This window comes from Actinomadura physcomitrii (assembly GCF_008923205.2).
Taxonomy (GTDB): Bacteria; Actinomycetota; Actinomycetes; order Streptosporangiales; family Streptosporangiaceae; genus Spirillospora; species Spirillospora physcomitrii.
Genome location: NZ_WBMS02000007.1, coordinates 167,594 through 186,387, shown reverse-complemented (window position 1 = coordinate 186,387; position 18,794 = coordinate 167,594). Strand labels below are relative to the sequence as shown.

General features: G+C 73.0%; 14 protein-coding genes. 7 read left to right on the top strand and 7 right to left on the bottom strand.

What is annotated here, in order from left to right; all coding sequences use genetic code 11:
• Positions 1-79: 79 nt before the first annotated feature.
• From F8568_RS11475 to F8568_RS11445, 7 genes are all read right to left on the bottom strand, one after another.
• Entirely contained in the window at positions 80-2,128 is a 2,049-nt protein-coding gene (locus tag F8568_RS11475; protein WP_151593507.1) for a bifunctional aldolase/short-chain dehydrogenase, read from the bottom strand.
• 78 nt (positions 2,129-2,206) lie between these two features.
• A complete protein-coding gene (gene rhaI, locus F8568_RS11470) occupies positions 2,207-3,373 on the bottom strand; it encodes an L-rhamnose isomerase (protein ID WP_151593506.1) in 1,167 nt (388 codons plus the stop codon).
• Between the two features lie 11 nt (positions 3,374-3,384).
• Positions 3,385-3,717: an L-rhamnose mutarotase gene (locus tag F8568_RS11465; protein ID WP_151593505.1), complete on the bottom strand. Its 333-nt coding sequence runs from the start codon at positions 3,715-3,717 to the stop codon at positions 3,385-3,387.
• A gap of 21 nt (positions 3,718-3,738) precedes the next feature.
• On the bottom strand, positions 3,739-4,824 hold the full coding sequence (gene rhaS / locus F8568_RS11460; protein WP_151593504.1) for a rhamnose ABC transporter substrate-binding protein: 1,086 nt from the start codon (positions 4,822-4,824) through the stop codon (positions 3,739-3,741).
• Between the two features lie 65 nt (positions 4,825-4,889).
• Positions 4,890-5,930 (bottom strand): ABC transporter permease, encoded by a 1,041-nt coding sequence (locus tag F8568_RS11455; RefSeq protein ID WP_151593503.1) that lies wholly within the window; start codon positions 5,928-5,930, stop codon positions 4,890-4,892.
• Entirely contained in the window at positions 5,927-7,111 is a 1,185-nt protein-coding gene (locus tag F8568_RS11450; protein WP_151593502.1) for an ABC transporter permease, read from the bottom strand. Before F8568_RS11450 ends, F8568_RS11455 begins: the two co-directional genes overlap by 4 nt.
• Positions 7,112-7,114: 3 nt before the next feature.
• Positions 7,115-8,653, bottom strand: coding sequence for a sugar ABC transporter ATP-binding protein (locus F8568_RS11445; protein ID WP_151593501.1), 1,539 nt, complete (start codon positions 8,651-8,653; stop codon positions 7,115-7,117).
• Between the two features lie 299 nt (positions 8,654-8,952).
• On the opposite strand from F8568_RS11445, the gene F8568_RS11440 reads away from it, so the two are divergent.
• From F8568_RS11440 to F8568_RS11410, 7 genes are all read left to right on the top strand, one after another.
• A complete protein-coding gene (locus F8568_RS11440; protein ID WP_151593500.1) occupies positions 8,953-10,065 on the top strand; it encodes a LacI family DNA-binding transcriptional regulator in 1,113 nt (370 codons plus the stop codon).
• Positions 10,062-10,778: a (Fe-S)-binding protein gene (locus tag F8568_RS11435; RefSeq protein ID WP_151593499.1), complete on the top strand. Its 717-nt coding sequence runs from the start codon at positions 10,062-10,064 to the stop codon at positions 10,776-10,778. The genes F8568_RS11440 and F8568_RS11435 overlap by 4 nt, the downstream gene beginning before the upstream one ends.
• The gene (locus tag F8568_RS11430) at positions 10,775-12,229 is read left to right on the top strand and encodes a LutB/LldF family L-lactate oxidation iron-sulfur protein (RefSeq protein ID WP_151593498.1); all 1,455 of its coding nucleotides are present in this window, start codon (positions 10,775-10,777) and stop codon (positions 12,227-12,229) included. Before F8568_RS11435 ends, F8568_RS11430 begins: the two co-directional genes overlap by 4 nt.
• Complete coding sequence (locus F8568_RS11425; protein WP_328600819.1) at positions 12,226-12,846, top strand: LutC/YkgG family protein; 621 nt, start codon at positions 12,226-12,228, stop codon at positions 12,844-12,846. Before F8568_RS11430 ends, F8568_RS11425 begins: the two co-directional genes overlap by 4 nt.
• A gap of 50 nt (positions 12,847-12,896) precedes the next feature.
• A complete protein-coding gene (locus F8568_RS11420) occupies positions 12,897-14,330 on the top strand; it encodes a rhamnulokinase (protein ID WP_151593497.1) in 1,434 nt (477 codons plus the stop codon).
• 222 nt (positions 14,331-14,552) lie between these two features.
• Positions 14,553-17,555: a helix-turn-helix transcriptional regulator gene (locus F8568_RS11415; protein WP_202124798.1), complete on the top strand. Its 3,003-nt coding sequence runs from the start codon at positions 14,553-14,555 to the stop codon at positions 17,553-17,555.
• Positions 17,556-17,702: 147 nt separating this feature from the next.
• Entirely contained in the window at positions 17,703-18,794 is a 1,092-nt protein-coding gene (locus F8568_RS11410; protein WP_151593496.1) for an alpha/beta hydrolase, read from the top strand.

Genomic DNA, 18,794 nt, shown 5'->3' with positions numbered 1-18,794 from the left:
AGTGGAGTGCCGGGCGCCGGCGCGCGGTCCGGGCCGCCGGCCCGAACTCCGTCCGGGAACGGCGGGTCGGCGCGGGGAGTCAGCGCAGGAAGGCTGCGGCGACTCCGGCGTCCACGGGGATGTGCAGTCCGGTGGTGTGGGTCAGGTCCCCGCCGGTGAGGGCGAAGACGGCGGCCGCGACGTGCTCGGGCAGCACCTCGCGCTTGAGTAGCGTCCGCTGGGCGTAGAACTCGCCGAGCTTGTCCTCCTCGACTCCGTAGACGGCGGCGCGCTTGGCGCCCCAGCCGCCGGCGAAGATGCCGGAGCCGCGGACGACGCCGTCGGGGTTGACGCCGTTGACGCGGATGCCGTGCTCGCCGAGCTCGGCGGCCAGCAGCCGGACCTGGTGGGCCTGGTCGGCCTTCGTCGCGCCGTAGGCGATGTTGTTGGGGCCGGCGAACACGCCGTTCTTGGAGGCGATGTAGACGATGTCGCCGCCCATCCCCTGCTCGGTCATCACGCGGGCGGTCTCGCGGGAGACCAGGAACGAGCCGCGCGCCATGACGTCGTGCTGCAGGTCCCAGTCGGCGACGGTGGTGTCCAGCAGCGGCTTGGAGATCGACAGGCCGGCGTTGTTGACGACGAGGTCGACGCCGCCGAACGCGAGCACCGCGTCCCGGACGGCCGCGGCGATCTCGTCCTCGGAGGTGACGTCCGCGGCGACCGCGATCGCGACGTCGGCGGCCCGCAGGGCGTTCGCGCCGATCTCCGCGGCGACCTTCTCGGCGGCGCCGAGGTCGCGGTCGGCGACGACGACGCAGGCGCCCTCGGCGGCCAGCCGGCGGGCGGTGGCCGCGCCGATCCCGGAGCCGCCGCCGGTGACCAGCGCGACGCGGGTGGCGAGGGGCTTCGGCTTCGGCATCCGGCGGAGCTTGGCCTCCTCCAGCTCCCAGTACTCGATGCGGAACTTCTCCGCCTCGTCGATCGGCGCGTACGACGACAGCGCCTCCGCGCCGCGCATCACGTTGATCGCGTTGACGTAGAACTCGCCGGCGACCCGCGCGGTCTGCTTGTTCGCACCGAAGGAGAACATCCCGACGCCCGGGACCAGCACGATCGCCGGGTCCGCGCCGCGCATCGCGGGCGAGTCCGGGGCGGCGTGCCGGTCGTAGTAGGCGGCGTACTCCTCGCGGTAGGCGGCGTGCAGCTCCTTCAGGCGGGCCTTGACGTCGTCGAGCGGCGCGTCCGGCGGCAGGTCCAGCACCATCGGGCGGACCTTGGTGCGCAGGAAGTGGTCCGGGCAGGACGTGCCGAGCGCGGCGAGCCGCGGGTGCTCGGCGCGCGAGACGAAGTCGAGGACGGCTTCGGAGTCGGTGTAGTGCCCGACCTGCGGCCGGTCGGTGGACGCCAGGCCGCGGATCAGCGGGAACAGCGCGGCGGCGCGGGCGTGCCGCTCGTCCTCCGGCAGCACCGGGTGGATCACCGCGCCGAACGGGTCGGCCTTGCCGTGCTCGGCGATGTAGGCCTCGGCGGTGCGGATGATGTCGAGGGAGTTGGCCTTGCACTCCTCGCTCGTCGCGCCCCAGGCGGTGATGCCGTGCCCGCCGAGGATCACGCCGATGGCCTGCGGGTTCGCCTTCTTGATCGCGGCGATGTCCAGGCCGAGCTGGAAGCCGGGGCGCCGCCACGGCACCCACGCGACCCGGTCGCCGAAGATGCGGCGGGTCAGCTCCTCGCCGTCCGCGGCCGTCGCGATCGCGATGCCGGAGTCGGGGTGCAGGTGGTCGACGTGCGCCGCCTCGACGAGGCCGTGCATCGCGGTGTCGATCGACGGCGCCGCGCCGCCCTTGCCGTGCAGGCAGTAGTCGAACGCGGCGACCATCTCGTCCTCGCGCTCGACGCCCGGGTAGACGTCCACGAGCGCGCGCATCCGGTCCAGGCGCAGGACGGCGAGGCCCTTCTCGGTGAGCGTGCCGAGGTCGCCGCCGGAGCCCTTCACCCACATCAGCTCGACGTCGCGGGCCGTCACGGGGTCGGTGACGGTGCCCTTCGCCGAGGCGTTGCCGCCCGCGTAGTTGGTGTTGCGCGGATCCGAGCCGAGGGTGTTGGCCCGTTCCAGCAGCTGCTCCACCTCGGGTGGAGTGGTCATCGGTGCTCTCTCCTTATCGGATTCGGCGGCTTGTCGGGATCGAGGGTCGAGGTAGGGGAGCCGGGCCGGCGGCGCCGGTCAGGCGCCCCAGCCGGCCGCCTGGCCGTCCTTGCGCTCGGCGACGACGCGCTCGAAGTAGCCGGACGCCTGGTACGCGGCGACCGGGTCCGGGTGCAGGCCCATCTCCTCGCGCAGCTCCGCCAGCAGCGGCCGCACGTCGGTGTTGTAGGCGTCCATGAACACCGCGTTCGCGCCCAGCACGTCGCCGGACTCCTGCGCGGCGCGCAGCGCGTCGCCGTCCACCAGCAGCGCCTTCGCGGTGGCCTCCTGCACGTTCATCACCGAGCGGATCTGGCCGTGGATCTTCGGCTCGATGTTGTGGCACTGGTCGAGCATGAAGGCCACGCCGGTCTCCGGGTCGTAGCCGCCGCCCCGCACCACCTCGTACATGATCCGGAACAGCTGGAACGGGTCGGCGGCGCCCACCATCAGGTCGTCGTCGGCGTAGAAGCGGGAGTTGAAGTCGAACCCGCCGAGCTTCCCCTCGCGCAGCAGGAACGCGACGATGAACTCGATGTTCGTGCCGGGCGCGTGGTGCCCGGTGTCCACGACGACCTGCGCCTTCGGGCCGAGCTTGAGACAGTGCGCGTACGACGCGCCCCAGTCCGGCAGGTCGGTCATGTAGAACGCCGGCTCGAACAGCTTGTACTCCAGCAGGAACCGCTGGTCGTCGCCGAGCCGCTCGTAGACGGCGGCGAGCGCCTCGGCCATCCGGTCCTGCCGGGTGCGGATGTCGTCCTGGCCGGGGTAGTTCGTCCCGTCGGAGAACCACAGCTTCAGGTCCTTCGACCCGACCGCGTCCATGATGTCGACGCATTCGAGCAGGTGGTCCAGGGCCTTGCGGCGGACCTTCTGGTCGGGGTTGGTGACGCTGCCGAGCTTGTAGTCGTCGTCCTGGAACACGTTGGTGTTCACCGCGCCGATCCGCACGCCCTTCTCCTTGGCGTGCGCGGCGAGCGCGGCGTAGTCGTCCACCCTGTCCCACGGGATGTGCACGGCGACGCTCGGCGCGACACCGGTGAAGCGGTGCACCTGCGCGGCGTCGTCGATCTTCTCCTGCGGGGTGCGCGGCACCCCCTGCTGGGCGAAGACCTTGAACCGGGTCCCCGAGTTGCCGTACGCCCAGGAGGGAGTCTCGATCTGCTGGCGGCGCAGGGCGTCCTTCACCGCGCTGGTGTCGTTCACGATTACCTCTTTCAATCCAGGTGGAAGATCTCGGGGAGCGGCCGCATGCCCTCGTCGGGGCGGCCGTCGAGATCCTCGAAGTACTGCGCCATCTCCGCCTGCCAGCGGGCGTTGACGTCCGTGCGGGCCATCGCCTCCTGTGCCGCCTCGAAGTCGTCGGTCTCCAGGTAGCCGATAAGGAGACCGTCCTCGCGCAGGAACAGCGAGTAGTTGTGCCAGCCCGCCGCGCGCAGCGCGTCCCGCATCTCCGGCCAGACCGCCTGGTGGCGTTCCTTGTACTCCTCCAGGCGGTCCTGCCGGACCTGCAGCAGGAAGCAGATGCGCTTCGTGCCTTCGGATGCCATCGGAAAACGGGTCCCGGCGGATCAGAAGTGGTACTGGTCGATGTTCTTGGCGTCGAAGACCGTCGGCGGGCCGAGGATGACCTCGCCGTTGGCGCCGATGGTGCGCTCGCCGAGCTTGCCGGCCTTGAACGTCTCGCCCTGCTTGCCGGTGATCTGCCCGGACGACAGCGCCGCCGCGGCGTAGGACGCGAGGTAGCCGAGGTTCTTCGGGTCCCACAGCTCGAACGACTTGACGGTGCCGTCCTTGATGAACTTGCGCATCTGGTCCGGCGTGCCGAGGCCGGTCAGGGTGACCTTGCCCTTGTACTTCGAGCCGTCGATGTAGCGGGCCGCGGCGGCGATGCCGACCGTGGTGGGCGAGATGATGCCCTTCAGGTTCGGGTACGCCTGCAGCAGGCCCTGCGTCTGCTGGAACGACTTCTGGTCGTCGTCGTCACCGTAGGCGATCTTGACGAGCTTCATGCCGGAGTACTCCGGCTTCTTCAGCTCGTCCTGCATGAACTTGATCCAGGTGTTCTGGTTGGTGGCGTTCGCGGTCGCCGACAGGATCGCGATGTCGCCCTTGCCGCCGATCTGGTCGGCCAGCAGCTTGACCTCGCTGCGGCCGATCTCCTCGGAGCTGGCCTGGTTGATGAACACGTTGCGGCACTCCGGCGCGGTGTCGGAGTCGTAGGAGACGACCTTGATCTTCTTGGCCATGGCCTGCTTGAGCGGGCCGCACACCGCGTTCTGGTCGTTGGCCGCGATGAGGATCGCGTCGTGCCGCTGCTGGATCAGCGTGTTGATGTAGGACACCTGCGAGGACGCCGACGCGTCGGACGGGCCGACCTCCTTGGCCGAGCCGCCGTACTCCTTGGCGGCGGCGATGCCGGCGTTGTCGACGATCGTCTCGTAGGGGTTGTTCACCTGCTTCGGCAGGAACGCGATCTTCAGGCCCTTCTTGAGGGGCGCGTTCGGGTCCGCCTTGCCCGCGCCCGCGGCGGCCTTGCTCCCCGAGTCGTCCGAGGAGTCCTTGGTGGTGCCGCCGCACGCGGCGAGGGACAGGGCGAGTGCGCCCGCGGACGCGACGGCCACGAGGCGGCGCGGGGCGCGCAAACGAAGGGTCATCACGAGTGCCTTTCGGGATTCCAGGTCGTGCTCTGGGGTGGGTTTCGGATGCGGCGAGGGGCAGGTCATGGTGCGGCGGCGGGGACCGCGGGTCGCGCGCCCCGCCGCCGGCCTTGTGCCTCGCGTACCACGGCGATCAGCCGCGGCGTGAGGACGCTGATGATGAGCAGCAGCCCGGTGACGATCGACTGGACCTCGGTGGAGACGTCGTTGAGCATCAGCAGGTTGCGCAGCAGCCCGATGAGCAGCACCGCGGCGATGACGCCGCCGAGGGTGCCCTTGCCGCCGTCGAAGTCGATGCCGCCGAGCAGCACCGCCGCGATGACGGTGAGCTCCAGGCCGAGGCCGTTGTCGGCGCGGGCGCTGCCGTAGCGGAGCGTGTAGACGATGCCGGCGAACCCGGCGACCAGCCCGGACACCACGAACAGGATCAGCTTGAGGCGCTTGACCCGGATGCCGGCGAAGTACGCCGCGTCCTCCTGCGAGCCGATCGCGAACAGCGACCGCCCGACGCCGGTGGCGTGCAGCACCACCGCCGTGGCGACCGCCAGGACGGCGAACAGCGCGATCGGGTACGGGATCGGCGTGCCGGGGATCGACTCGGTCGCCATGTTCGTGTACTGGGTGGGGAACTCCGAGATCGCCCCGGTGCCGAGCACCACGTACGCCAGGCCCCGGTACAGGGTCATGGTGCCGATCGTCACCGCGAGCGACGGCAGCCCGACGCGGGTGACGAGCAGCCCGTTGACCAGGCCGCAGACGACGCCGACGACCAGCACGATCGGGATGATCGTCTCGATCGCCATGCCGTTGTCCCACATCTTGCCGGTGAGGGCGCTGCACAGGCCGAGCACGGACGCGACCGACAGGTCGACCTGCCCGCACACCACCAGCAGTGTCATCGGCAGCGCGATCAGCGCGATCTCGCTGAGGTCGCCGAGCGCGAACGACAGGTTGTCGGTGTTGGCGAAGTCGGGCGAGAACCCGGCGCCGCCGGCGAAGACGATGACCAGCAGCGCGGTGACGGCGGTCTCCCACCGCAGCAGCCGGCCGAGGCTCAGGCCGCGGCTCTGCCCGCGCGGGGCGCTCTTCGTGTCAGTGGTCACGACACCTTTCCTTTCGGCGCCTCGTCCTTGGCCGTCCGTGCCGTCGCTCCGGCGGCCGGGGGCGCTGCCGTCCCGGCGGCCGGGGGCGCTGCCGTCCCGGCGGCCGGGGGCGGGGCGGCGCCGTCGTCGCGGTGGACGCCGGACTCCAGCGACCGCTGCTTGAGCGCCCTGGTGACGCGCAGGGCCAGCAGCCGGTCCACGCTGATCGCCAGGAGCAGCAGCACGCCGGTGATGGCGTCCTGCCAGAACGAGTTGACCTTGAGCACCACCAGCACGCTGCCGATGGTGGTGAGCAGCAGGGCGCCGAGCGCCGCGCCGTACACGGTGCCGACGCCGCCGGTGATCGCGACGCCGCCGACGACGACGGCGCTGACGACCTTCAGCTCCCAGCCGTGCGCCGCGTCCGCGACGACGGTGCCGAACCGGGCCAGCCACAGCACCCCGGCGAGGCCGGCGAGGCCGCCGCTGACGAGGTAGGCGGCCAGCACGCGGCGGCGGATCGGGATGCCGGCGAGGTTCGCCGCCTCGGGGCTGGACCCGATCGCGTAGAACTCCCGTCCGGAGGAGTAGGAGCGCAGGTAGTAGCCCATCAGCAGCATCACGACGACGGTGATGACGGGCAGGTACGGCACGCCGAGGACCGAGTCGTTGCCGAGCGAGAGCACCGAGGACGGCAGGTCGGCGGCGCCGATCTGCTCACCGTGCGCGATCTTGTAGTCCAGGCCCTGGATCACGTAGAGGGTGCCGAGCGTGACGACCAGGGCGGGCACCTTGCAGAAGCTGACGAGCAGGCCGTTGACGAGCCCGCAGGCGAGCCCGATGACGATGCCGAGCAGCACCACCAGCACCACGTTCCGGTCGCCGCCGGAGGCGAACTTGCCGGCGGTGAACGCGACGAGCCCGACGACGGAGCCGACCGACAGGTCGATGTTGCGGGTGACGACCACCATCGACTGGCCGACGGCGAGCAGCGCCAGGATGGAGGCGTTGAGGAAGATGTCCTTGACGCCCTGCCCGGACAGGAACCGGTGGTTGGCGAGCTCGGTGCCGATGACCAGCACGACCAGCGCGCCGAGGATGCTCAGCTCGCGGGCGCGCAGGACCACTTCGACCAGCCGGCGCCCGCCGCCGGGCGGTCCGCCGGAGCCCGGCCTGGCCGGGGACTGGGTGAGCACGGTCATGGGTCAGGCCGCCTTTCCGGTTCCGGCGCGCCCGGTCGCGGCGGCCATCACGCTCTCCTCGGTCGCGTCCGCGCGGGCGATCTCGGCGGTGAGCCGGCCCTCGTGCATGACCAGGACGCGGTCGGCCATGCCGATCACCTCGGGCAGGTCGGAGGAGATCATCAGTACGGCGAGGTCCTGCGCGGCGAGCTCCGACAGCAGCCGGTGCACCTCGGCCTTGGTGCCGACGTCGATGCCGCGGGTCGGCTCGTCCACGATCAGGACGGTCGGCTCGGTGGCGAGCCACTTGGCGAGCACGACCTTCTGCTGGTTGCCGCCCGACAGGACGCCGACGGTGTCGCTGAGGCGGGCGTACTTGAGCTGGAGCCGCAGCGCCCAGTCGGCGGCGCGGTTGCGCTCCACCTTGTGGGAGATGAGCGGTCCGCGCCCGGTCTCCTTGCGCAGCGAGCGCAGCTGGGTGAGGCCCATGTTGCGCTCGATGGACATGTCCATCACCAGGCCCTGCTGGCGGCGGTCCTCGGGGACGAGCGCGAGCCCGGCCGACATGGCGGCGGTGGGGCTGCCGGGCGGCAGCTTCCTCCCCGCCACCTCTACATCGCCTGCGTCCCACCGGTCGACGCCGAAGATCGCGCGGGCGACCTCGCTGCGGCCCGCGCCGACCAGCCCGGCCAGCGCGACGATCTCGCCGCGCCGGACCTGGAAGGAGACGTCGGTGAAGGCGCCCTCGCGGGTCAGCCGGCTGACCTTCAGCGCGACCTCGCCGGGCGTCACGTCCTGCTTGGGGTACAGCGCGTCCAGGTCGCGGCCGACCATCCGCCGGACGAGGTCGTCGGCGGTGAGGTCCTCGACCTTGTCGGTGCCGATGTAGGTGCCGTCGCGCAGCGTCGTGACCCGCTGGCAGATCTCGAAGATCTCCTCGAGCCGGTGCGAGATGAACAGGATCGCGCAGCCCTGCTCGCGCAGCGTGCGGGTCACGTTGAACAGCCGGGCGACCTCCTGGCCGGTGAGCGCCGCGGTCGGCTCGTCCATGATGAGCACCCGCGCGTCCCGGGAGATGGCCTTGGCGATCTCGACGACCTGCTGGTCGGCGATGGACAGGCCGCGGGCGGGCTGCTGCGGGTCGAGCGCGACCCCGAGCCGCTCGAACAGCTTGGCGGTCTCGGCGTGCACGGTGCGGCGGTCGATGCGGCCGAGCCCGGCGCGCGGCTGGCGCCCCATGAAGATGTTCTCCGCGACCGACAGGTCGGGGAACAGCGTCGGCTCCTGGTAGATGACGGCGACGCCGGCGGCCTGCGCGTCGGCGGGGCCGTTGAACACCACGGGCTCGCCGTCGACGCGGACCTCGCCCGCGTCGGGCCGGTGCACGCCTGCGAACGTTTTTACGACGGTGGACTTGCCCGCGCCGTTCTCGCCGGCGAGGGCGTGCACCTCGCCGGCGTGCAGCTCGAGGGTGACGCCCTGCAGGGCCCGCACGGCGCCGAACGACTTACTCACGTTGACCAGTGCCAATGTCGGCGGCGTCGACCTGCCGGGTGCACTCATGGCCACCCTCCTCGAACGGGGAGTCTGTGACGGATGGATAAAAAACGTTTTAACGTGATGTTGCGGAGGACGCTAGATGTGAGCCGGAGCACCCGTCAAGAGGCAACTTCACCCGGAAGGCCCCCGAACCCTGCGAAAACCCCTGTGCGACCGGGCGCGGGCGAGTTTGCGAAGTTCCCCCCGGCCGGGTCCGGACAGCGGGGTTTGGGCGCGGTGACTTCCGACAGCGGGGTTGACACGTTTTAATCCGATGACCCAAAGTGAGCGGCGGCACACCAGCGGAGCGACCGGGGGCAGGATTGAGCACAGACGACACCGGGCGCCCCCGAACGAGCACCGCGACGGGCGCCGGCGGCGGCAACGGCGGTAACGGCGGCACGGTCGGGATCAAGCAGGTCGCGGCGCACGCCGGCGTCTCGCCGGGCACCGTGTCCAACGTGCTGAACCGGCCCGAGCGGGTCGCCGCCGCGACCCGCGCCCGTGTCGAGCAGGCCATCGTGGAGCTCGGGTTCGTCCGCAACGGGTCGGCGTCCACGTTGCGCGCCGGGCACTCCAGCACGATCGGGCTGATGGTGCTGGACCTGGCGAACCCGTTCTTCACCGACGTCGCGCGCGGCGTCGAGGACGTCGCCAGCGAGCGCGGCTACGCGGTGATCCTGTCCTCGTCCGGCGAGTCCGGCGAGCGCGAGCAGCGCAACCTGCGGGTGCTCGCCGAGCAGCGGGTCCGCGGCGTGCTGCTGACCCCGGTCGGCGACGAGGGCGACGGGGCCGACGGGCTGCGCGACCGCGGCGTGCCCGTCGTCCTGCTGGACCATCCGACGCCCCGCGCCAACCAGTGCTCGGTCGCCGTCGACGACGTCGCGGGCGGCGAGCTGGCGGTCACGCACCTGCTGGAGGACGGCGCCCGCACGCTCGGGTTCGTCACGGGCCCGGCGGGCCTGCGGCAGTGCGCGGACCGGCGGCGCGGCGCGCTGCGGGCGCTGCGCTCGGCCGGCCTCGGCCGCGACGTGCTGCGCGAGGTGTCGGTCGGCGCGATGAACGCCCGCGCCGGGCAGGAGGCGGCGCGGCGGCTGCTGGACTCCGGCGCCCCGCTGCCCGAGGCGATCTTCTGCGCGAACGACCTGCTGGCGCTCGGCGTGCTGCGGGTGCTGCTGCAGGCCGGCGTGAAGGTGCCGGCTGACGTGGCGCTCATCGGGTACGACGACATCGAGTTCTCGGCGGCCGCCGCCGTCCCGCTCAGCTCGGTGCGGCAGCCCACCTACCAGCTCGGCCGGATCGCGACCGAGCTGCTGCTCGAGGAGTGCGACGAGTCGGGCGGGCACGCCCACCAGCAGGTCATGTTCCAGCCGGAGCTGGTGGTCCGCGAGTCCAGCCGGCCCGTCCCCGACGACCGGGAGAGCAAGCCAGCATGAAGGTCGCACTGTTCCTGACGTGCGTGAACGACACGATGTACCCCGGGACCGGGCGCGCGATGGTGCGGCTGCTGCGGCGGCTCGGCCACGAGGTCGAGTTCCCCGAGGCGCAGACGTGCTGCGGGCAGATGCACCTCAACACCGGCTACCGCACGCAGGCGCTGCACATGGTGAAGGGGTTCGCGGAGACGTTCGAGCCCTATGACGCGGTGGTGACGCCGTCGGCGTCGTGCGGCGCGATGATCCGCGACTGGCATCCGAAGCTGGCGCCGCGCGCCGCCGGCGTCGCGTCCCGCGTGTACGAGCTGTCGGAGTTCCTGGTGGACGTCCTCGGCGTCACCGACGTCGGCGCGTACTTCCCGCACCGCGTCACCTACCACCCGACCTGCCACTCGCTGCGGATGCTGCGCGTCGGCGACCGGCCGCGGCGGCTGCTGCGCGAGGTCCGCGGCATCGACCTGGTCGACCTGCCGGACGCGCGGGAGTGCTGCGGGTTCGGCGGGACGTTCGCGCTGAAGAACTCCGAGGTGTCGGCGGCGATGTGCGCGGACAAGGTGACCGCCGTGCGGGAGACGAAGGCCGAGGTGCTGTGCGCCGCCGACAACTCGTGCCTGATGCACATCGGGGGCGCGCTGTCGCGCACCCGCGCGGGGGTGCGGACCGTCCACCTGGCCGAGATCCTCGCCTCCACCGAGGAGGAGCCCACACCATGACCGCCGAAGCGATGCCGACCTATGTCGGGATGCCGTCGTTCCCGGACGCGGCGCGCCGCGCGGTGGCGGACACGCGGCTGCGCGGCAACCTCGCGCACGCCACCACCACGATCCGCGACAAGCGCGCCGGGGCCGTCGCGGAGCTGGACGACTGGGACGCGCTGCGCGAGGCCGGCAAGCAGATCAAGGACCACGTCCTCGCCAACCTCGGCCACTACCTGCGCCTGCTGGAGGAGAAGGTCACCGAGGCGGGCGGGACGGTGCACTGGGCGCGCGACGCCGCCGAGGCGAACCGGATCGTCACCGGCCTGGTGCGGGCGACGGGCGAGACCGAGGTCGTCAAGGTCAAGTCGATGGCCACGCAGGAGATCGGGCTGAACGAGGCGCTCGCCGAGCACGGGATCACCGCCTACGAGACCGACCTCGCGGAGCTGATCGTCCAGCTCGGGCACGACCGGCCGTCGCACATCCTCGTCCCGGCGATCCACCGGAACCGGTCCGACATCCGCGACATCTTCCTGCGCGAGATGGAGGACGTCCCCGCCGGCCTCACCGACTCCCCCGCCGCGCTGGCGGAGGCGGCGCGGCGGCATCTGCGCGCCAAGTTCCTGTCGGCGAAGGTCGGGATCTCCGGGGTGAACTTCGCGGTCGCCGACACCGGCACGCTGGTCGTGCTGGAGTCGGAGGGCAACGGCCGGATGTGCCTGACCATGCCGGAGACGCTGATCTCGGTGATGGGCGTGGAGAAGATCGTGCCGAGCCGGCGCGACCTGGAGGTGTTCCTCCAGCTGCTGCCCCGCTCGTCCACGGCCGAGCGGATGAACCCCTACACCTCCGCGTGGACGGGCGTGCATCCCGGCGACGGGCCGGGGACGTTCCATCTGGTGCTGCTGGACAACGGCCGCACCGGCACGCTCGCCGACGAGGTGGGCCGGCAGGCGCTGCGCTGCATCCGCTGCTCGGCGTGCCTGAACGTGTGCCCGGTCTACCGGCGCGCCGGCGGCCACGCCTACGGCTCGCCGTACCCCGGCCCGATCGGCGCGATCCTGTCGCCGCAGATCAGGGGCATCGGGTCGGAGGTGGACGCGTCGCTGCCGTACGCGTCGTCGCTGTGCGGGGCGTGCTTCGAGGCGTGCCCGGTCGCCATCGACATCCCCGAGGTGCTGGTGCACCTGCGGGCCCGCGCCGTCGAGAGCGGGCCCCGGCACCCCCTCGAACGGGTCGCGATGACGGCGGCCGGATGGACGCTGCGCTCCCCCACCCGGCTCGCGCTCGCGCAGCGCGCCGCGTCGGCGAGCCGCCGGATCGTCGCGCCGCGCGGCCGGATCCGGCGGCTGCCCGGCCCGCTGAACGCCTGGACCGAGACGCGGGACGCGCCCGCGCCGCCGCCCGAGTCGTTCCGCGCCTGGTGGAAGCGGACCGGCGGCGGACGCACGGAGGAGGACCAGTGAGCGCGCGCGAGGAGATCCTCGGCCGGATCGACCGGATCATGCCGGCCCGCCCGGCCGCCGAGGTCGCCGCCGATTACGCCGCCATCGACCGCGGCTACCTGCGCCGCCACCACGAGGACGGCGTGCTGGACCTGTTCGCCGAGCGGGTCGCCGACTACCGCGCGACGGTCCTGCGCGTCCCGGCGGCGGAGCTGGCCGCGACGGTCGCCGAGCGCCTCGCCGCCCGTCCGGGCGTGCACGGGGTGCCGGCCGACCTGCCCGAGGAGTGGACGTCGCGGGTGACCGCCGACCTCGCGCGCGGCCCGGACGCCGCCGCGCTCGACGGCCTGGCGGGCGCGGTGACCGGCTGCGCCGCCGCGATCGCCGAGACCGGGACGATCGTGCTGGACCACGGCCCGGCGCAGGGCCCGCGCGCGCTGTCGCTCGTCCCCGACTACCACCTGATCGTCGTGCTCGCCGGGCAGGTGGCGCCGGACGTGCCGGAGGCGCTGGAGCGGCTCGACCCGCACCGCCCGCTGACGTTCGTGTCCGGGCCGTCCGCGACCAGCGACATCGAGCTGTCGCGCGTCGAGGGCGTGCACGGGCCCAGGAATCTGGAAGTCGTGATCTCAGAATGAGCGAAGCGAACCGGGGGGCGTGGGGGGTCGTCCCCCCACAGGAGACACGAATGACCGAGACCTTCGCCGCCGTGGACCTCGGCGCGTCCAGCGGGCGCGTCATGGCCGGACGGGTCGGCCCCGGCACGCTGGAGCTGGCGGAGGTGCGGCGGTTCCCGAACCGGCCCGTCCGCGTCAACGGCACCCTGCACTGGGACATCCTCGGCCTGTACGGCAACGTCCTGGACGGGCTGCGCGCCGCGCCCGCCGGGCTCGCGTCGGTCGGCATCGACTCGTGGGCCGTCGACTACGGGCTCCTCGACGCCGGCGGGAGGCTGATCGGCAACCCCGTCCACTACCGCGACGCCCGCACCGACGGCGTCATGGACCGGATCCGCGCCGAGGTCGGCGACGACCTGCTGTACCAGACGTCCGGCCTGCAGTTCCTGCCGTTCAACACGCTCTACCAGCTCGCCGCCGACGACCTGTCGCGCGCCGCCACCCTGCTGATGGTCCCCGACCTGCTCGCGCACTGGCTGACCGGCGCGGTCGGCGCCGAGCGGACCAACGCGTCCACGACGGGCCTGCTGGACGTCCGCGACGGGACCTGGTCGCGCGACCTGCTCGCCCGCCTCGGCCTGCCCGCCGGCGTCCTGCCGCCGATCCGCGAGCCCGGCGAGGTGCTCGGGACGCTGCGCCCCGACGTGGCGGCGGAGACCGGGCATCCGGCGGCGCTGCCGGTCGTGGCGGTCGGGTCGCACGACACCGCGTCCGCCGTCGCCGCCGTCCCCGCCGCCACCGACCGGTTCGCCTACATCTCCTGCGGGACGTGGTCGCTGGTCGGGGTGGAGCTGCGCGCGCCCGTGCTGACCGAGGCGAGCCGCAAGGCGAACTTCACCAACGAGGGCGGCGTCGACGGCACCGTCCGCTACCTGCGCAACGTCATGGGCCTGTGGCTGCTGCAGGAGTCGATGCGCGCCTGGGGGAACCCGGACCTGCCGGCGCTGCTCGCCGAGGCCGCGGACGTCCCCGGGCTGCGCAGCCTCATCGACCCCGACGACCCCGAGTTCCTGCCGCCGGGCGACATGCCCGCGCGGATCGCCGCGCACTGCCGCCGCCGCGGGTTCCCCGAGCCGGCGACGCGCGCCGAGACCGTCCGCTGCGTCATGGACAGCCTCGCGCTGGCGCACCGCGCGACGCTGCGGCAGGCGGCCCGGCTGTCCGGGCAGGAGATCGACGTGGTGCACCTGGTCGGCGGCGGCAGCCGCAACGAGCTGCTGTGCCGGCTGACCGCCGACGCGTCCGGGCTGCCGGTCGTGGCCGGCCCGGTCGAGGCGACCGCGCTCGGCAACGTGCTCACCCAGGCCCGCGCGCACGGCCTCGCCGGCACCCTCGCCGAGTCGCGCGCGCTGGTCGCGGCGACGCAGCCGCTGCGCCGCTACGAGCCGTCGGGCGACGAGGCGCGCTGGTCCGACGCCGCCGCCCGCCTCGGCCTCGACGGTTGACCCGCGGGCCGGTGCCCTTGATGTCACGTTCCCGGGACGGTTTGCCTCCCCCCGGTTGACATGCGGGGTGCGGCGGCGGTTGATAGCAGGGACGCGCGGGGCGTGTTGTCCCGCTCCTATTGACGATCGACCCGATAAGGTAAAAACCGCTTGAAGGACCGGGAACCACGACGACAAGCATGATCACGGCGTGTCGGCCGCCTGTCTCTGTTGGGGTGTGACATGAGCGACGCCGGTGCTCCGCTGGTGGGGCGACAGGACGCGCTCGGCGCGCTGAACCGCGCCCTGGACGCGGCCGCCACGGGCTACGGCTTCCTCGCGCTGGTCGGCGAGCCCGGCGCCGGCAAGACCCGGCTGCTGAACGAGCTGGCCGACGGCGCGAACGCGCGCAAGCTGCCCTACCTGGCCGGACGCGCCGCCGAGTTCGAGCAGGAGATGCCGTTCGGCGCCGTCGTCGACGCGCTCGACGACCGGCTGGAGGACGACGTCCCCGACCTGCCGCCCGCCGCGCTGCGGCTGCTCGGCACCGTGTTCCCCGCGCTCGCCGACCGCGTCGCCGGCACCGGCGCCGGGCACGCCCCCGACGGCGCCGCGGACGGCGCCGCCGACCCGGTCGCCCGCTACCAGCTGCACCGCAGCGTCCGGCACCTGCTGGAACGGCTCGCCGCGCCGTCCGGGCTGGTGCTGATCCTCGACGACCTGCACTGGGCCGACGACGCCACGATCGAGCTGCTCGACCATCTCGTCCGGCACCCGCCGCGCGCGAACGTGCTGGTCGCGGTCGCCTACCGGCCCGCGCAGGCGTCGCCGCGGCTGGCCGCGCTGGCCGACGCCGCCGGGCTCGTCGGCACCCGGGTGCCGGTGCGGCCGCTGACCCGCGAGGAGGTGGCGGAGTTCCTCGGCCCGGACGTCCCCCGTACCCGCTGCGAGCAGCTCTACAAGGCCAGCGGCGGCAACCCGTTCTACCTGGAGGCGCTGGCCCGGATGGGCCGCCACGACGACCGCCTCCTCGGCGCGGACGGCGGCGAGCGGCACGAATGGGAGCGGGGCGTGGCGAACCTGACCGAGGTGCCGCCCGCCGTCCGCACCGCGCTGCAGGTGGAGCTGAGCGCGCTGCCGCCCGAGGCGCTGCTGATGGCGCGCGGCGCCGCCGTCGCGTCGGACGTGTTCGAGCCGGCGCTGGCGGCGGTCGCCGCGGAGATGGCGCAGCAGGACGCGCTCGCCGCGCTGGACGCGCTGACCGCGCACGACGTCGTCCGTCCGACCCACGGCGGCCGGTTCCGGTTCCGGCATCCGCTGGTCCGGCACGTCGCGTACGCCTCGACGGCGGCGGGCTGGCGGTTCGCGGCGCACTCGCGGGTGTCGGCGCGGCTCGCCGAGCTCGGCGCCCCGGCGGCGGTCCGCGCCCACCACGTGCTGCGCTCGGCGCGGTTCGGCGACCGGGAGGCGATCTGGACGCTGGTGGAGGCGGCCCGGGCCGTCGCGCTCCAGGCGCCCGGCACCGCCGCGCTGTGGCTGGAGGCGGCGCTGCGCCTGATGCCGGACGGCACGGACCCGTCCGGCGCGTCCGGAAACGGCGCCTCCGGTGACGGGGCGGCGGGCGACGGCGCGCACCCCGACAGGATCCAGCTGCTGGTCGAGCTGGCGCACGCGCAGGCCGTCAGCGGGCACGCCGAGGAGGGCCGCGAGACGGCCCGCACGCTGCTGAGCCTGCTGCCGCCGGACGACACCGTCCGGCGGGCCCGCACGGTGCAGCTGTGCGCGGTGATGGACCGCCAGCTCGGCCGCATCCACGAGGCCCGCGCCCTGGTGCTGGACGAGCTGCGCCGCATCACCGACCGGCAGACCCCCGAGGCGGTGCTGCTGCGGATCCGGCTGGTCGCCGACCGGATCCAGCGGATCGACACCCGCGGCTCGCACGCCGTCCTGGAGACCATCCCCGAGAGCGCGCCGCAGTGGGGGCCGGGCCTGGTCGCGGCGGTCGCGGCGATGCGGCCGATGGTGGCCTACGGGCGCGGCGAGGTCGCGGAGGCGATCGCCTACGCCGAGGCCGCCGACCAGCGGTTCTCCGCCGCGTCCGACGGCGACTTCGCCGACTGCCTGGATTACATGGTCTGGCTGCTGTTCGCCGAGGCGTTCCTCGGCATGTACGACAGCGCGATCCGGCACGCCGACCGGCTCGTGGCGATCACCCGGGCGACCGGGCAGACGTTCATCCTCGGCTACATGCTGGCGGGGCAGTCCCGGGTCCTGATGATGCTGGGCCGGCTGGAGGAGGCCGCCGCGGCCGCCGACGAGGCCACCGCGGTCGGCCGCGAGCTGCGCTCGCCGGAGGTGCTGGCCTACGGGCTGATCCAGCAGTGCCTGACGGCGAGCTGGACCGGCGACCACGAGCGGGCGCTGCGCGCCGGCGAGGAGGCCGTCGCCTGCGACACCGGGTCGGGCGAGTGGTGGACGCACATGGCGCACGTCGCGCTCGCCACCGCGATCACCAACGCGGGCCGCACCGAGGAGGGCGCGGACGCCCTGGTCGCGGCGTGCGGGGACGGCACGCAGGGCCTGGACTTCAGCACGCTGGTGATGTGCGCCGAGCAGCTGGCCTGCGCGCGCGCCGCCCTGGGGGACGGCGAGGGCGCGGCCGGCTGGGCCGACATCGCCGAGGCCATCGTGCATCCGGCGCTGGCCGGTGACGCCGGGCTGGCGCGGCTGGCGCGCGCGCACGCCGTCCGGCTGGACGAGCCGTCCCGCGCCGCGAAGCTCGCGGCGGAGGCGGCCGGGCTGCTGGCGGGGACCGGGCGGCGGCCGGAGGCCGCGCGCGCCGACCTGACCGCCGGGATCGCGCACGCGGCGGCCGGCGAGCGCGGCCAGGCCCGCGAGCGGCTGCGCGCCGCGGCGGAGGTCTTCGAGCAGTGCGGGATGCACGGGCTGCACGCGCAGGCCGTCCGGGAGCAGCGGCGCCTCGGCGTCCGGGTGCCCGGCGGGCCCCGCACCGCCCCCGCCAGAGGCCGCGGCAAGAGCGCCGGCAAGGGCGAGCTGCCGTTCGGGCTGTCGCCGCGCGAGCACGAGATCGCGCTGCTGGTCGCCGAGGGCTGCAGCAACCAGCAGATCGCCGAGCGGCTGTTCCTCAGCGTCCGGACGGTCGAGACGCACCTGTCCCGGGTGTTCGCCAAGATCGGCGTATCGTCGCGGGTCGGGGTGGCGACCGCGATGAACCGGCATGAGTGAGCCGGCGCCCGCCGGACCTCTCACCTCACGTACGTAGTCATCCGGGGCCCCGCGCCCCCTTTCACACGTAAGTACGAGTTCTCCACGATGCCGGGCGGAAGGCCGCCTTTGGCAAGGTTGGGGCGTCAGGAAGCCGGAGGGAATGCCATGGACCAGCGGATCGCGCGCTTCACGCTCGCGGGCGTCGCCGACGCCGAGGTCTCCGTGCACCCCTTCGCGACCGAGGACGGCCTGGGCCTGAACCTCACCCGGTTCCGCCGCGCCGACAGCGACGACGTCGTCCTGCTGGTGCACGGGCTGACCACGTCCAGCGACATGTACATCATGCCGGAGCACCGGAACCTGGTGAACTTCCTGCACGACTCGGGCTTCGGGGACGTGTGGGCGCTGGACTTCCGGATGAGCGGCCGGTTCCCCTACGACGCCGAGACGCACCGCTACACCCTCGACGACATCGCCCAGTACGACCATCCCGCCGCGATCGCCGAACTGCGCCGGCACATCGGGGCCCGCCGGGTGCACGTGATCTCGCACTGCCTTGGATCGGTGTCGTTCGCGATGGCGGTGTTCGCCGGCACCGTCACCGGCATCACCAGCCTGACCTGCAACAGCGTCGCGCTGACGCCGCGGACGCCGCTCTGGTCGAGGATCAAGCTCGGCTACGGCCCGGCGTTCCTGGAGTACCTGCTCGGCCCGGCCCACCTCGACCCGCGCTACGGCACCGCTCCCGTGCTGACCCGCGGCTGGATGATCGCCAAGGCGGTCGGGCCGTTCCACCCCGCCTGCGACGAGCCCGCCTGCCACATGCTCAGCTTCATGTGGGGCGGCGGCAAGCCGATCTTCACCCACGCGAAGATGTCGCCGGTCACGCACGGGCGGCTGCCCGACCTGTTCGGCTCCGTCGGCGTCCACTACTACCGGCACGTCCACAAGATGGTGAAGGCCGGCCGCGCGGTGAGGTACGACCCGCGCGACCCCCGCCACGCCGGCCTGCCCGCCGACTACCTGTCGGGCGCCGCGGACGTCACCACCCCGATCCTGTTCCTCACCGGAGACCGCAACCACGTGTTCACCGACTCCAACATCGTCTGCCACCGCACGCTCGAGCGGGTCGCGCCGGGCCTGCACGAGCTGGAGATCCTGCCCGGCTACGGCCACCAGGACCCGTTCATGGGCGCCGAGTCCGCCGCCGAGGTGTTCCCGCAGGTGCTGGACTTCCTGAAGCGGAAGGCGGGCTGA